The sequence below is a fragment of the Elioraea sp. Yellowstone genome (genome assembly GCF_006704265.1).
Taxonomy (GTDB): domain Bacteria; phylum Pseudomonadota; class Alphaproteobacteria; order Acetobacterales; family Acetobacteraceae; genus Elioraea.
Genome location: NZ_VIKA01000015.1, coordinates 26070 through 40114, shown reverse-complemented (window position 1 = coordinate 40114; position 14045 = coordinate 26070). Strand labels below are relative to the sequence as shown.

12 protein-coding genes and 1 pseudogene are annotated in these 14045 nt (G+C 72.2%); 6 read left to right on the top strand and 7 right to left on the bottom strand.

Features of this window, described 5'->3' with window-relative positions:
• Nucleotides 1-513, bottom strand: a pseudogene (locus FK498_RS04310) (hypothetical protein); the annotation flags it as partial.
• On the bottom strand, nt 510-1058 hold the full coding sequence (gene pdxH, locus FK498_RS04305) for a pyridoxamine 5'-phosphate oxidase (protein WP_237560827.1): 549 nt from the start codon (nt 1056-1058) through the stop codon (nt 510-512). The gene pdxH and the pseudogene FK498_RS04310, both read right to left, overlap by 4 nt.
• A gap of 156 nt (nt 1059-1214) precedes the next feature.
• Between pdxH and fabI the strand changes: the two genes are divergently transcribed.
• From fabI to FK498_RS04290, 3 genes are all read left to right on the top strand, one after another.
• Nucleotides 1215-2060, top strand: a complete 846-nt coding sequence (gene fabI / locus FK498_RS04300) for an enoyl-ACP reductase FabI (protein ID WP_202614737.1) — start codon at nt 1215-1217, stop codon at nt 2058-2060.
• Between the two features lie 7 nt (nt 2061-2067).
• Entirely contained in the window at nt 2068-3183 is a 1116-nt protein-coding gene (aroC, locus tag FK498_RS04295) for a chorismate synthase (protein WP_141851890.1), read from the top strand.
• A gap of 124 nt (nt 3184-3307) precedes the next feature.
• Nucleotides 3308-4516: a hypothetical protein gene (locus FK498_RS04290; protein ID WP_141851888.1), complete on the top strand. Its 1209-nt coding sequence runs from the start codon at nt 3308-3310 to the stop codon at nt 4514-4516.
• A 129-nt stretch (nt 4517-4645) separates the two neighbouring features.
• Here the strand turns inward: FK498_RS04290 and FK498_RS04285 are convergent, their stop codons facing one another.
• From FK498_RS04285 to FK498_RS04265, 5 genes are all read right to left on the bottom strand, one after another.
• The gene (locus FK498_RS04285) at nt 4646-5530 is read right to left on the bottom strand and encodes a 3-keto-5-aminohexanoate cleavage protein (RefSeq protein ID WP_141851886.1); all 885 of its coding nucleotides are present in this window, start codon (nt 5528-5530) and stop codon (nt 4646-4648) included.
• A gap of 70 nt (nt 5531-5600) precedes the next feature.
• Nucleotides 5601-6035: a MaoC family dehydratase gene (locus FK498_RS04280; RefSeq protein WP_141851884.1), complete on the bottom strand. Its 435-nt coding sequence runs from the start codon at nt 6033-6035 to the stop codon at nt 5601-5603.
• The gene (locus FK498_RS04275) at nt 6035-7198 is read right to left on the bottom strand and encodes an NAD(P)/FAD-dependent oxidoreductase (protein WP_141851883.1); all 1164 of its coding nucleotides are present in this window, start codon (nt 7196-7198) and stop codon (nt 6035-6037) included. The genes FK498_RS04280 and FK498_RS04275 overlap by 1 nt, the downstream gene beginning before the upstream one ends.
• A gap of 11 nt (nt 7199-7209) precedes the next feature.
• Nucleotides 7210-8448: an NAD(P)/FAD-dependent oxidoreductase gene (locus FK498_RS04270; RefSeq protein WP_141851881.1), complete on the bottom strand. Its 1239-nt coding sequence runs from the start codon at nt 8446-8448 to the stop codon at nt 7210-7212.
• A gap of 52 nt (nt 8449-8500) precedes the next feature.
• Nucleotides 8501-9094, bottom strand: coding sequence for an OsmC family protein (locus FK498_RS04265; protein WP_141851879.1), 594 nt, complete (start codon nt 9092-9094; stop codon nt 8501-8503).
• A 230-nt stretch (nt 9095-9324) separates the two neighbouring features.
• Here FK498_RS04265 and FK498_RS04260 point away from each other — a divergent pair, with 230 nt between their 5' ends.
• From FK498_RS04260 to FK498_RS04250, 3 genes are read left to right on the top strand one after another with little or no spacing between them, the layout of a single operon-like run.
• Complete coding sequence (locus FK498_RS04260; RefSeq protein ID WP_141851877.1) at nt 9325-9993, top strand: GntR family transcriptional regulator; 669 nt, start codon at nt 9325-9327, stop codon at nt 9991-9993.
• Nucleotides 9994-10032: 39 nt separating this feature from the next.
• Nucleotides 10033-12819 carry a P-loop NTPase fold protein gene (locus tag FK498_RS04255; protein WP_141851875.1) on the top strand — a complete coding sequence of 929 codons (2787 nt, stop codon included), beginning with the start codon at nt 10033-10035 and terminating at the stop codon, nt 12817-12819.
• Nucleotides 12816-14000 carry a M20 family metallopeptidase gene (locus FK498_RS04250; RefSeq protein ID WP_141851873.1) on the top strand — a complete coding sequence of 395 codons (1185 nt, stop codon included), beginning with the start codon at nt 12816-12818 and terminating at the stop codon, nt 13998-14000. The genes FK498_RS04255 and FK498_RS04250 overlap by 4 nt, the downstream gene beginning before the upstream one ends.
• The last annotated feature ends 45 nt before the right edge of the window (nt 14001-14045 follow it).

Here is a 14045-nt window from a genome sequence, read left to right as displayed (position 1 = left end):
GGCGAGCCCCGCCTCCGCCGCCGCACGGGCATTGCCGGCGATCACCCGCGCCATCGCCGCCGCCGCATCGACGCCGGGCGCGACGGGCAGGGCCGCGTGCATGGCCGCGACCGCATCGCCGAGCGCGTCGAGCAGCGTGGGCGTCAGCCCGCCGCGCGCGGCCACGCGGTCGAGGAAATCCTCGGCCGGCACCGGCGCCATCCGCACCACCCAGTCGACGACCTCGCCCGCGCCCCCGAGGGCGAGCGTGCCGTCGGGCGCGCGCGTCACCGCCACGACGTCGCGGTAGAGGCCGGGCGCGTGCGGCGCGTTGAGCGCGAACTCGCGGCGGCTGAACCGCTCGCGCGCGGCGACGGTCGAGAAGTCGAGGAACGACAGCCGCACGGGCTTGCGCAGCTTCCAGACCGTGTCGCGGCCGACGAAGACGCGGCTGATATGCGTCTCCACCGGCGGACGGCCGGCGAGACCGGCGAGGAACGCGACAATCTCCGCCTGGCCGTCCGGTCCCGTCACGGGTAGAGGAACTCGGTGCGCCAGGGCGCGGCCGGGTCGTCGCGGCGGAACACCACGCGCTCGTGCAGGCGGAACGGCATGTCGCGCCAGAACTCGATCGCGTGCGGCACCAGGCGGAAGCCCGACCAGAAGGGGGGTCGGGGGATCTCGCCGAGGCCGAACTTCAGCGTGTACTCCGCCACCGCCTTCTCCAGCGCCCAGCGCCCCTCCAGCGGCCGCGACTGCCTCGAGGCCCAGGCGCCGATCCGCGAGCCGCGCGGGCGCGAGGCGTAGTACGCGTCGGCCTCCTCGTCCGCGACCGGTTCGACCGGCCCCTCGACCCGCACCGACCGGGCCTGGCTTTTCCAGTGGAAACAGAGCGCGGCCTGCGGATTGGCAGCCAGTTCGCGGCCCTTGCGGCTTTCCAGGTTGGTGTAGAAGACGAAGCCGCGCGCATCGACGCCCTTCAGCAGCACCATCCGCGCCGAGGGCCGGCCGTCGGGCGTGGCGGTGGCGAGGCAGACCGCGTTGGGGTCGTTCGGTTCGGTCTTCGCCGCCTCGGCCATCCAGGCCTCGAATCGCGCGATCGGGTCCTCGGGCTCCGCCACATCCGTCCTCCGCTTCCTGCGAGCGGAATGTGCGCGGGGGGTGGCCCGTGTCCAGACCCTCTTGCCCGGTCCGCGTGCCACGTGCCACCAAGGCAGACGAGGCAGGATGGCAGGATGGCGATGGATGATGCCGCGGCGGCCCGGGTGACGGCCCCTTCCGGGACCTTGATGCGGGGCCGGCGGGGCCTGGTGATGGGGGTGGCGAACGACCGCTCGATCGCCTGGGGCATCGCCGCGGCGTGCGCCGCGCAAGGCGCCGAACTCGCCTTCTCGTATCAGGGCGAGGCGCTGCTGAAGCGCGTCGAGCCGCTCGCCGCCTCGGTCGGCAGCAGCATCGTGCTGCCCTGCGACGTCACGGAGGAAGGCTCGATCGACGCGGTCTTCGCCGAACTGGAGACGCAATGGGGCAGCCTCGACTTCGTCGTCCACGCGATCGCCTGGTCGGACAAGGAACAGCTGAAGGGGCGCTATCTCGACACCACGCGCGAGAACTTCCTCAGGAGCCTGGACATCTCCTGCTATTCGTTCACGGCGATCTGCCGGCGCGCGGTGCGGCTGATGAGGCCGGGCGGCAGTCTGCTTACCCTCACCTATCTCGGCGCCGAGCGGGTGACGCCGCACTACAACGTCATGGGTGTCGCCAAGGCGGCGCTCGAGGCCTCGGTCCGCTATCTTGCCGCGGACCTGGGGGGACAGGGGATCCGCGTGAACGCCATCTCGGCGGGACCGATCAAGACGCTGGCGGCTTCCGGGATCGGCGACTTCCGCTACATCCTGAAGTGGAACCAGTACAACTCTCCATTGAGACGCAACGTGACGATCGAGGATGTCGGCGGAGCCGGGGTCTATCTGCTGTCGGACCTCTCCTCGGGCGTGACCGGCGAGGTGCACCACGTCGATTGCGGCTACCACATCGTCGGCATGAAGGCCCCGGACGCGCCGGACATCACCACGGTCTGAAGCCCCGGTGAGCAACACCTTCGGCCGCCTGTTCCGCTTCACCACCTTCGGCGAGAGCCACGGCCCGGCGATCGGCTGCGTCGTGGACGGGGTGCCGCCGCGCATCCCGTTGACCGAGACCGACATCCAGCCCTGGCTCGATCGCCGCCGCCCGGGCCAGTCGAAATTCACCACCCAGCGCCAGGAGCCCGACCGGGTCCGCATCCTCTCGGGCACCTTCGAGGGGATGACCACCGGCCACCCGATCGCCTTGCTGATCGAGAACCTCGACCAGCGCTCGAAGGACTACGGCGAGATCAAGGACCGGTTCCGCCCTGGCCACGCCGACCTCACCTACTGGCTGAAATACGGCATCCGGGACTGGCGCGGCGGCGGGCGGGCCTCGGCGCGCGAGACCGCGCTGCGCGTCGCCGCCGGCGCGATCGCGCGCAAGGTCCTGGGCGAGGGCGTGACGATTCGCGGCGCACTGGTGCAGATGGGAAAGTGGCGGATCGACCGCGCCAACTGGGACTGGTCGGCGGTGGACGACAACCCGTTCTTCTGCCCCGACCGCCAGGCCGCGCAGGCCTGGGAGGGGCACCTGATGGAGGTGCGCAAGCGCGGCTCCTCGGTCGGCGCGGTGATCGAGGTGGTGGCCGAGGGCGTGCCGCCCGGCCTCGGCGAACCCGTCTACGGCAAGCTCGATGCCGAACTCGCCTCCGCGATGATGGGCATCAACGCGGTCAAGGGGGTGGAGATCGGCGCGGGCTTCGCCGCCGCCGCGCTGTCGGGCGAGGAGAACGCGGACCCCTTCCGCATGGAGCCCGGGCCGGACGGCGCGCGGCGCGTCGCCTTCGGCTCGAACAATGCCGGCGGCATCCTGGGCGGGATCTCCACCGGCCAGCCGATCGTCGTCCGCTTCGCGGTCAAGCCCACCAGCTCGATCCTGACGCCGGTGCCGGGGGTCGATCTGCACGGCAATGAGGTCGAGGTCGCGACGCGCGGCCGGCACGACCCCTGTGTGGGCATCCGTGCGGTGCCGGTGGGCGAGGCGATGATGGCCGTCGTGCTCGCCGATCACCTGCTGCGCCGGCGCGCCCAGACGCCGGACGCGCCGGACGCGCCGATCCTGCCCCGTCCCTGAGCGGGGCTGCGCAGTCTGCGTTGCAGGATGCGAGGCGGGATGCCGTCACGGTCTTGTCACTGTGTGACGCGCGCATCGCGACGGCACAGTCGGGCAAACGGTTGACGGAGGGAGTCGGCAGGCCATGTCCTGGGCCGGGCAGCGCAGTGTCGTGACGGCATCGGCGGTGTGCGAGGCAGCGCGCGCGTTCATCCGCCTGGCGGGAACGAGGCGCTGGCGTCGGCGCATCGCGGCGATCGAGGCCCGCATCCGCGCCCGCCGGATCGCCGGCACGGTCGCCCGTGACCGCCATGCGCTGGAACTTGCGATCGATCGGCTGGCCGCGGCGGGCCCAGCGCGCCCCTCGGTCGCGGAACGCGCCGTCGTCACCCTCGCCTCCGACGCGGTCGCGGTGCATGCCGGCCTGTCTGCAACCGGCCGTGCGCGCTTCATGGCCCGTCTGGACGCGGCGCTCGAGGGCGAGGGCACCCTCGTCCCGCTCTTCCATCTCCTGCGCACGGCGGCGCTGAACCGGGCACGCGGCTTCGCGGTCCACTTCTCCGGCCTGGAGGAGGAGACGCCCCACGATCTCCTGATCGAGCGCGAGGGCCGCGCCGCCGAGATCGTCTGCGCGGTCGTCTCCGCCGACGAGGGCCGCTGGGTGCATCGCGGCGACTGGTTCGCCCTGGTCGATCGCATCAATCCGGAGCTGCAATCCTGGCTCGCCGCCCATCCCGGCCGCTACATCCTGAAGATGACCCTGCCGGACGGGCTCGACGGCACGCGCAACCTCGCCGCGGTGCAGGCGCGCATCGCCGCGCTGCTCGCCGCGGAGCGCAAGTCCGACCACAGCGAGACCGCCGTCCTGCGCCTCGACCCGCTGCTGGTCGCCCAGGCCGAGGCCGGCCACGCCGCGCTCGCCGCAAGGCTGCGCGCCCAGTTCGGCGAGGAGGCGCATTTCGCCGTCGCAGCCGCGGACAGTTCCGTGTTCGTGATGGCCGCGCGCGCCGGCCGTCCCAACGAGGTCGCCGCCGTGCTGCAACGGCGCCTCGCCGAACTGCCCGCGCGGCTCTCCGGCACGCGGCCCGGCATCCTCGCGGTGTTCGTCGAGGACACCGACCCGACCGAGTGGCGAAGCTTGCGCGAACGGCTCGAGCTCGAGGGCGCGACACGGAACTTCCTCACCGCGCCCGAGGCGAGGCACGTGGTCGCGGTCACCTGTGCGAGTCGGTTCGAGATGCTCGGCCAGCCGGAACCGATCGCGGCGCGCGGCGGCGAGCTGCGCTACCGCAACCCGGCCCATCCGCTGGCCAGGGACGCGGCCCTCGCCCCGGCCGTACTGAGCCAAGTCTGATACCCTCCGCACAAAGGCTCGACCTTTGTGCGGAGGGTATCGCGCGCGGGGCTGGTGGGGCGGCCGCGCGCGAACATGACCCCGTACCAGCCCACCGAAGTCAAACCTTCGGCGGGCTGGTATGACGCGCTACCCCACGCCGCGCAGCGCCAGCATCGCGCGCACCTCGTCCGGCGTCATCGGCTCGGCGCCCATCAGGCGGATGATCTGCACCGCGCGCTCGACGAGCTGGGCGTTGTCGCGCGCCAGCACGCCCCTCTCGATGTAGAGATTGTCCTCGATGCCGACGCGCACATGCCCACCCAGGAGCACCGCCTGCGCTACCATCGGCATCTGCATCCGGCTGATGCCGAACGCGGCCCAGTGCGCGTCCCTGGGCAGCATCGCGGCCATCGCCGCCATCGCCTCGGTGGTGGCAGGCGCGCCCCAGGCGATGCCGAGGCAGAGCTGGAACAGCGGCGGCGGCTCGATCAGCCCCTCCTCCACGAGCCGCAACGCCAGCCGCACATGGCCGAGATCGAAGCATTCGAGCTCGGGCCTGGTGCCGGCCTCACGGATCGCCTGCGCCATCACGCGCAGATGCACCGGCAGGTTCACGAAGGCGGTCTCGCCGAAGGCCATGGTCGCCACGTCAAGCGTGCAGATCTCGGGCTTCAGCGCGACGATGTGCGCGACCCGTTCCTCGGGCGAACGCAGCGTCGTGCCAGGGCCGGGCACGCGCGGGTCCGGCGAGCCTGGGACGAAGCGGCCGCCGAAGCCGGTGGTCAGGTTCACCACCACCTTGCTGCCGGACTCGCGGATGCGCTCGACGACCTCGCGATAGAGCGCGAGTTCGCCGGACGGCTTGCCGGTCTCGGGATTGCGCACGTGGATGTGGGCGATCGCCGCCCCGGCCGAGCAGGCGTCGATCGCCGCGCGCGCGATCTGTTCGGGTGTGACCGGCACGTTCGGATACTTGGGTGCCGTGTCGGCCCCTCCCGTCACGGCGCAGGTGATCATCACTTTCTCGCGCATCCCGCTCCCTCCCGCATGCAGGTCCGGCCTGAGCCTCAGCCAGGCGCGCCGGAAAGTCGAGCGGGGTCGATCAGCGCAGCGGCACGGTGTAGGTCGTCGCGGTGCCGGTCAGGCACGCCTCGCCCTTGGCGTTGCGCACGGTGGTGGCCAGCGTGCAGATCGGCTTGTCGTCGCGCACCGAGGTGACCTCGACGTGCGCGGTGATCTCCTCGCCCACCAGCACCGCCTTCACGAAGCGCCACTCGACGCCGAGGAACACCGTGCCCGGCCCGGGCAGATCCTCGGCGACCGCGGCGTTGAGCAGGCCGGAGGTGACGCCGCCCTGCACGATCAGCGCGCCGAAGGGCGAGCGTTCGGCGGCCGCAGCATCGTAGTGCAGCGGGTTCATGTCGCCGGTCATGGCCGAGAACATCGCGACGTCGCGCATCGAGGTGCGCCGGCTGCGCTCGGCCACCGCGCCGACCGCGGGCCTGCCCTTCAGCGTCTTCGCCCACGCATCCGACATCACGCCGCCTCCCGCGTCGCGTCCGCATCGAGCGCAAGGATATGCTCCACCTCGCGCTTCATCGCCTGGTTGAGCGCCTTGTGCAACGTCTTCGCCTGCTCGAGGTCCCAGTCATAGGCCGCGATCGCGTCGGTGACGTCGAGCAGCGGGCGCGAGAGCGCATCGCGCGTCGCTTGGTACTCGGCGAAGGCGGCAGCGCTGCCGCGAACGGCCGCCTCCGCCAGCAGCTCCGCGTCGCGCAGCGCGTCGGTGATCCCGTGCGCCGTGATCGGGTCCTTGAAGTAGCCCGCATCCCCGACCAGCGCCCAGCCCGGGCCGTGCGCCTGACGCAAATAGCTGCGGCGCCCGGCGAAGGCGAGCAGCCCGCCCTCCGTCACGGATCCGGCCACCTGGCCGGCGAGCGCGGGCGAGACCTCGCGCAGCACGGCATGGAACCCGGCCGTCCGGTCCTTCAGGATATCGGTGCGGTAGCGGGACGGCGGCACCGACACGAACACGCAGGTGCGTCCGTCATTCGTGGGGATGCGGCCGACGCTCGCCCTCTCCACATAGTGCCAATGGTAGCCGGTGTCGGGGATGTCGGCGAAGTAGCCGAACACGGTCGCGGTGGCATGGCGCGCCTGGTGCGTGACCTCGGCGCGCACGAGTCGCGCGACCGCGGAGCCGATGCCGTCGGCGCCGATGACCAGATCGGCGGCGATCTCGTGCAGCCGGCCGGCGGCGTCGAGCGTCACGGCGCCGACCACCCGCCCCTCGCCGTCGTAGCGCAGATCGGCGAGCGTCTGCCCGTAGCGCAGCTCGGCGCCGGCCGCACGCGCCGCATCGACCAGCGCGGCATCGAGCACCGTCCGCCGCGGCGCATAGAGGGCCTCGATCCCCTTGCCCGGCTTGATGGCGACCTCGATCGCCTCCGCCCCGTAGTGGAAGGTGGTGGTGCGGACCGGCGGCGTACCGCGCGCGACCACGGCCGGCAGCACGCCCCAGCGGTGGAGCTGCAGCACGCCGCCGCGCATCAAGGCATGGGTCGAGAGCGTGTCCGTGCCGTACTGGCCGCGATCCACCACGAGAACGCGCAGGCCGCGCCGGGCCAGCAGCATCGCCGTCGCGGCACCGGCGCAGCGCGCGCCGACCACGACGACATCATAGGCGTTGGCAGACCGCATGGTCGTCCTCCTCAGGCCGCGATGGGGCCGGATGCCGCGAGATGGATGCGGATGAGCCCAGCGAGATCGGCGGCATCGGCGCCGACTCCGCCAAGGAAGTTGGAGTTGCGCCGGCGCAGGAAGCGCAGCCCGAGCACGTACAGGCCGGGCGCCGGTGTCACCCCGCCGTCGTGGATGATCTCGCCCGCCGCATCGAGCACAGGCACCCTCAGCCAGGGATAGCTGCGCCGGAACCCTGTCGCCCAGAGCACCGTGCGGATGCCCTCCGCGGCAAGATCGAGCGACGCCGGCGACGGTGGGAAGACTGCGAGCGGCGCCGGCCAGGGCTCCGGCGGCGCGGCACAGGCGTCCGCGACCGGATCGATCCGCGCCAGCATCCGCTCGAGCGTGGCCTGCGCCGCGGATGCGGTCCCGGCCAGGTCATCGCAGAAGCGCGCCTCCCTGCCGGCCATGTCGCGCAGCCGGCCGACGATGCGCACGCCGGCCACGCGCAGCACGCCGAGATCCAGCGTCCGCCCCTCGGGCGAGCCGATGAGTTGCAACGAAGGCTGGTTGCGGGCGCGCGCCAGGCCGGGCGACGGCACCGCCGGCTCGGCGAGCACCCCGGCGCGCTCCATCCACACCAGGATGTCCGCTCCGCGATAGCGCCGCGGCAGACGCGTGTGCCGCCCGACCGAGAGCGTGACGGGCCGCCCGGAGCGATGGATCTCCTCGGCGAGCTGCGCGCCGGTCGCCGAGGCGCCGACCACGAGGACGCCACCCGCGGGAAGCTGGTCCGGGTTGCGATAGGCGGCCGGCGTGAGCTGGCGGATGTCGGGTGACAGGCGTTGCGCCGTCGCCGGCACGGACGCCTCGTCGCAGTGGCCGGTGGCGATCACCACGGCGCGCGCCATCCATTCGCCGATCGTCGTGACGATGCGGTAGCGATCGCCGAGACGCTGCACGCTCCGCACCCGGACGCCCGTCTTGACCGGCGCACCGATCGCGCGCGCGTAGCGCTCGAGATGCCCGATCAGCTCGGGCACGCTCATGAAGCCGTCGGGGTCGCTGCCGGGATCGGGCGCGCCCGGAAGGGCGTTGAGCCGCGTCGGCGTGAGCAGCCGCAACGAGTCCCAGGTGGTGCTGCGCCAGCGTTCGCCGACGCGGCCGCGCTCGAACACGACATGATCGATGCCGCGGGCCGTCAGCTGGTGGCTCATCGCAAGCCCGGCCTGGCCGGCGCCGATGACGATGACGTCGGTCTGGCGCATCGGTTCCTCCTGCGGGAGTGGAGCCGGCGGGTACGCCGCCGGCTCCTCGGGATCAGGCCTCGACCGAGATCGCGACCGGGGTGCCGTTGGTCAGCACGTCGAACACGGCCGAGCGGGCCCTGGACTGCTCGACGATCTTCTTCAGCGTCTCGGCCGACGCATCGCCCGCGATCCTGAAGGTCACGCGGATGCCGCTGAAGCCGTTGCGCACCTCGTCGGAGAGACCGAGGATGCCGCGCAGATCGATGTCGCCCTCGACCGAGGACTCGACCGAGGTCAGCTTCACCCCGCGCGCCGCGGCGATGTTGGCGATGCCGGCGGTCAGGCAGGCGGCGATCGCGTGCAGCAGCCACTCGACCGGCGTCGGGCCGTTGTCCGCCCCCACCAGAACCGCCGGATGGTCCGCGTCCGCGACGTAGGGCTGCTTGTGGACATGCTCGCCGCCGGCGCCGAAGAAGCCGGACATCGTGGTCTGCATATGCGTGCCGTTCAGCCACGTGCCGTTGGCACGGAACTGGAACTTCGCCAGCGCCGGCTGGTCGGCGACCACGCCGATGGTGGCGAACAGCGCGGGCGTATCGACGCCGTTCATCGGCACGGCAGTCTTCTTCGCCGGCGCCTCGACGGCCTGGGTCGTTGCGTTCATGGTTGTTGTTCTCCTGCTCGCCCGGCGCATCCATCATGCGCCGCAGCACGTTGCGGTCGTGGGTCCGCCCCGCCGGCCGTCTCGGCGGGAAGGCCGACGCGGCGCCGGAACGTGGCGCGGACTCTAGGCCCGGGCGGGCGACGAGACTTGGAGGGGACTTTGCGGAGGTCTTGAGAAAGACTGGATTCTGCGCCTTGGGGGGCGGCGTGGTGCTGCGCTAGGCTGGCCGCATGACGAGGGCACGACGCCCGGAAGAGCCCGCCTCGGGCCTCGCAGGGCGGATCACCGAGGACATCCTGTTCGGCCGGCTGCTGCCGCGCGAACGGCTGGTGGAGGACGACCTGGTCGTCCGCTTCGGCGCGACACGGCACGCGGTCCGCGCGGCTCTCCAGGCGCTCGCCCGGGAGGGATTGGTGGTGCACCACCGCAACCGCGGCGCGCAGGTCCGCTCTTTCACGCCCGAGGAGGTCGAGGAGATCACCGAGGTCCGCGAGCTGCTGCACGCCGAGGCCGCGCGTCGGATCCCCCTGCCCGCTTCGCCCGCGCTGATGGAGGCGCTGACCGCGATCGAGGCCGCGCACGCCGCCGCCGTGGCGCGCGGCGACCTCTCCGCGATCCATGCCGAGAACGACCGCTTCCACGAGACCCTGTTCGCCGCCTGCGGCAACCGCCACCTCGCGGCGACCATCCGCGACCACGCGCGGCTGTCGCTCGCCTTCCGCTGCCACGCCATGGCGGACCCGGCGCTCGCGATCCAGGCGCGCGACGAGCACCGCGCGATGCTGGACGCGCTGCGCCGGGGCGACCGCGAGGCGCTCGTCCGGCTCTGCGTCAACCACACCAGCTTCGCCAAGCGGGCATACCGGCGGGTGCTGGGTGCGGTCGAGCGGGCCGCCTAGGCGCCTCCGCCGCGCCTGCCGGACCTGCAACGTTCCACGATGGCCGAGGCACCGACCGCACCCTGGCCGCCCGCGAGGCTGGACGATGCGCTGGCCGCGGAGCTCTCGGCGACGACTCGGCGCGCCCTCGAGGCGGCCGGCGCGATGGCGGCGAACGAGGCCTCCGCGCGAGGGGCGGCCCCGGTCGTCGGGCTGCGTGCGCTGATCGGCGGGCTGGTCACCGTCGGCGAGATGGAGCGCGGCTCGCCGCTGATCGCTGCCGCGCTGGTCGAGGCGCTGGAGCGCCTGGCAGGGCCGGAGGCGATCGCGCGCAACCGAGGCCCTGCGCTGGAGGAAGGCGTGCCCACCGGCCTGCCGCTCTCTCCGCGCGCGTCGGATGCGCTGACCGCGGCGCGCCGGCTGGCCGAGCGCACGGTCGCGCGCGAGCGGATCGGTGCGCGGCATCTGCTGGTCGCGCTGATCGCCCCGCCCGAGGCGCCGCTGCTCAGCGCCGCGCTGCGCCGCATCTGGCAGCGCGACTGGGGCATCGATCCGCAGGTGCTGTGCGCACCGGTGCTGGCGGCGATGGAGGTGAATCCGGAAGCCTCGGAGGATCTCGGCGCGTGGCGCAGGATCCTGGGTGAGACCGTGCTGGCCGCGGCCGCCTTCACCCCCGACGCACCACAGACGGACGATGCCCTGAACCGGCGCGGCGACGCGCGGCGCTTGGCCGAGCTCGCCTGCCTGAAGGACAACGCGCCGCCGCTGGCGATCGGCCTGTTCGGCGACTGGGGCAGCGGCAAGTCCACCTTCATGGCGATGATGCACCAGGAGGTGGAGCGGATCGGGCGCGACTGGCAAGCTGAGGCGAACACGCCCTTCGTGACGAACGTCGCGCAGATCCGGTTCAACGCCTGGTCGTTCTCGGATGCCAATCTCTGGGCCTCGCTCGCGGTCGAGATCTTCGGCGGCCTGCGCGACGAGGTGGCGCGGATCGAGGGCACGACGACCGATCGGGGGAATGCGCTGCTGGCCGAGATCACCGGGCGGGCGGAGCTGGCTAGGAAGGCACTCGCGGGGGCGAAGCGCGCCGCCGAGGAGGCTGAGCACGCGATCAAGGCGCTGGATCGGCGAATTGGCGAACTCGACAAGCGATTGGCGGAACAGACGCAGCGGGGTGTGACTGGTGGGGCGGTGGAGGTGTTCGCCACCCACAGCGAACAGGTGACGCAGACGCTGCGCGCGCTCGGCGTGATCGGCCCGACCGAGGCGGCCACGGCAACCGCGCTCGCGTCCGAGGCGGCGAAGCTGCGCGCCGCCGGGTCCGGGACCTTGGCGGTGGGACGTCGGCTGGTGGCGCTGATGCGCCCGCGTGCGGGGCGGATGGCGGTGCTGTCGGTCGTCGCGGCGGCCGGCGCCGTGGCCGTCACGTCATGGCTGTTGCCGTCGGTCGTCGCGACGCTCGCGGGGCTGGTGGCCTTCGCCGCGCCGCTCGCCGCGCATGTGGCGCGGGCGGTGGCCGCGCTCGCGCCGATCCTCGACGCCGCCGAAGCGGAGGCGAAGGCGGAAGCCGATCTGCGGGCGGAACGGGAACGCCTCGCCGCCGAGCGCGAGGCGGCCTCGGCACGGCTTGCGGCGCGCGAGGCCGAGACCCGCGCGGCGGTGGCGCAGATCGAGAGCCTGGACCGCGCCGCCGCGACACCGGGCGCGATGCTGCGCTTCTTCCTCAGCGAGAGCGACGAGCTGAAGGCGTACGAGAAGGAGATCGGGCTGATCGGCCGGCTGCGGCGGAGCTTCGAGCAGCTCGACCGATTGATGGCCGCGCAGGCCGATCCGAGGCAGCCCCCGCGGTCCGACCTGCCGACGATCGAGCGCATCATCCTCTACATCGACGACCTCGACCGGCTGCGCGAGGAACAGGTGGTGAAGGTGCTGGAGGCGGTGGCGCTGCTGTTGCAGTTCCGCCTGTTCGTCGTGGTGGTCGCGGTGGACGAGCGCTGGCTGCGGGGCGCCTTGCGGACGCATTACGGCAGGCTGTTCGAGAACGGCGCCGGGCCGAGCGACTATCTCGAGAAGATCTTCCAGGTGCCGTTCTGGCTGCCACGGCTTGGGCCGGGCGATCCGGCCTTCGCAGGACTTGCGCGCGCGTTGCTGCCGGAGGCGGTAGATCGGCTTATTGAGGCACGCGAACACGTTCCTGGACATTTTCGTTCTGGCTGGTTTGCAAAGGGGTGGTTCAATACGGGCAAAGAATTAGTCAAGCAAGTGCCTGTCGATCCCGATGAGGTGCCGCAACCCGGTGACGAGGCACCGCCCGAGACGCGCGCGGCGGCGGCCGAGCGCGTGACGCTGACCGCGGACGAGGCCGAGGTGCTCGCGGCGCTGATGCCACTTGCCGCCGACACGCCGCGCGATGCGAAGCGCTTCGTCAACCTCTATCGGCTCGCGCGCGCCTCGCGCTCCGGCGATGCCCTGCGGCGGTTCCTCGGCGGGGACGGTGACACCCCGGCGTTTGTGGCCTTCGCCCTGGCCCTCGCCTGCGAGACCGGCCTGTCGGGTCCGCAGCTCCGTCTCTGGCGCGAGGCGCTTAGCACGCATCCGGCCGGGACCGTTGTCGCCGCGTCGCCGCTGCTCGTAGCCATTGGCGAGGACGGCTGGGATCCGCTCCGGGCCGTCCTGCTACGCGCAGATGCGTTCTGGCGGGGTGAGGGGAACGCACTTCGCTTCGCCGACGTCGCGCGACACCTCCCCGAAGCCCGCCGCTACTCCTTCCACCCGCCCCAGGTTGACGAACCCGCCCCGCCGCCCGAGGCTCCGCCCGAACCGACCCGGAGCAGCCCCGCATGAACCTCGCCTCGCCCGAAACCGCGATCTCCGACTGGCTCGCCACGCAGAAGCAGGCGATGCTCGACCTGCTCGAACGCCTCGTGAACATCGACAGCGGCAGCTACGACAAGGAAGGGGTCGATGCCGTCGGCGCGCAGATCAAGGCGTTCTTCGACGCCCACGGCATCGCGGTCGAGACCATCCCGGGCGCCACCAAGGGCGACGTGCTGCGCGCGGTGCTGGCCGCGCCCGATCAGGCCGGCGGCAACGCCGGCAGGAACATCGTGCTGATGGGCCATCGCGACACGGTCTTCCCCAAGGGCGAGGCGGAACGCCGTCCGTTCCGGATTGAGAACGGACGCGCCTATGGGCCGGGCGTGGCCGACATGAAGGCCGGGCTGGTGATGAACGCCTTCGTGCTCGCGGCGTTCAGGAAGTTCGGGGCCGCACCCGGGCCGATGGTCGGCCTCTTCACCGGCGACGAGGAGATCGGCTCGCCCGAGGGCCGCGCCGTGATCGAGGCCGAGGGGCGGATGGCGCGCGCCGTGTTCAATGCCGAGCCCGGAAGGCCGTCCGGCAACGTCGTCACCGCGCGCAAGGGCGGCGTGTTCATGGTGATGGCGATCGAGGGCAAGGCCGCGCATTCCGGCGGCAATTTCGAGGCCGGCATCAGCGCGATCGAGGAGCTCGCGCGCAAGATCATCGCGATCCATGCGCTGACCGACCTGAAGGCCGGGGTCACGCTGAACGTGGGCCTGGTGCGCGGGGGACAGTCCGTCAACACGGTGGCGCCGTTCGCCGAGGGCGAGATCGACCTCCGCTATGTCGAGCCCGCGCAGCGCGACGACATCGTCGCGAAGATCGAGGCGATCGTGCGAACGGCAAACGTGCCCGGCACGCGCGCGACGCTGGCCATCAAGGGCGAGTTCCTGCCGGTGAACCCGACCGCGGCCTCGAACGCGCTGTTCGAGACCTATGTCGGCGCCGCGGCGGATGCCGGGCTGAAGGTCGCCGGCGAGTTCTCGGGCGGCTGCGCGGACTCGGGCTTCACCGCCGCCGTCGGCGCGCCGACGATCTGCGGCGTCGGCCCGGTGGGCGGCAAGGCCCACTCCCCGGAGGAGTATCTCGAGATCGATTCGATGGTGCCGCGCGCGCAGGCCCTGGCGCGTGCGATCTGCCGGCTGCCGCAGGCCGGCCTGTGAGCCCAGGGGGAGAACGCGCGCCCATCGCGGCACGCCGCGATGGGA

Coding starts and splice junctions, on each gene's coding strand:
- pdxH (WP_237560827.1), bottom strand. CDS start 1,058: ATGGCCGAGGCGGCGAAGACCGAACCGAACGACCCCAACGCGGTCTGC.
- fabI (WP_202614737.1), top strand. CDS start 1,215: ATGGCGATGGATGATGCCGCGGCGGCCCGGGTGACGGCCCCTTCCGGG.
- FK498_RS04290 (WP_141851888.1), top strand. CDS start 3,308: ATGTCCTGGGCCGGGCAGCGCAGTGTCGTGACGGCATCGGCGGTGTGC.
- FK498_RS04285 (WP_141851886.1), bottom strand. CDS start 5,530: ATGCGCGAGAAAGTGATGATCACCTGCGCCGTGACGGGAGGGGCCGAC.
- FK498_RS04280 (WP_141851884.1), bottom strand. CDS start 6,035: ATGTCGGATGCGTGGGCGAAGACGCTGAAGGGCAGGCCCGCGGTCGGC.
- FK498_RS04275 (WP_141851883.1), bottom strand. CDS start 7,198: ATGCGGTCTGCCAACGCCTATGATGTCGTCGTGGTCGGCGCGCGCTGC.
- FK498_RS04270 (WP_141851881.1), bottom strand. CDS start 8,448: ATGCGCCAGACCGACGTCATCGTCATCGGCGCCGGCCAGGCCGGGCTT.
- FK498_RS04265 (WP_141851879.1), bottom strand. CDS start 9,094: ATGAACGCAACGACCCAGGCCGTCGAGGCGCCGGCGAAGAAGACTGCC.
- FK498_RS04260 (WP_141851877.1), top strand. CDS start 9,325: ATGACGAGGGCACGACGCCCGGAAGAGCCCGCCTCGGGCCTCGCAGGG.
- FK498_RS04255 (WP_141851875.1), top strand. CDS start 10,033: ATGGCCGAGGCACCGACCGCACCCTGGCCGCCCGCGAGGCTGGACGAT.
- FK498_RS04250 (WP_141851873.1), top strand. CDS start 12,816: ATGAACCTCGCCTCGCCCGAAACCGCGATCTCCGACTGGCTCGCCACG.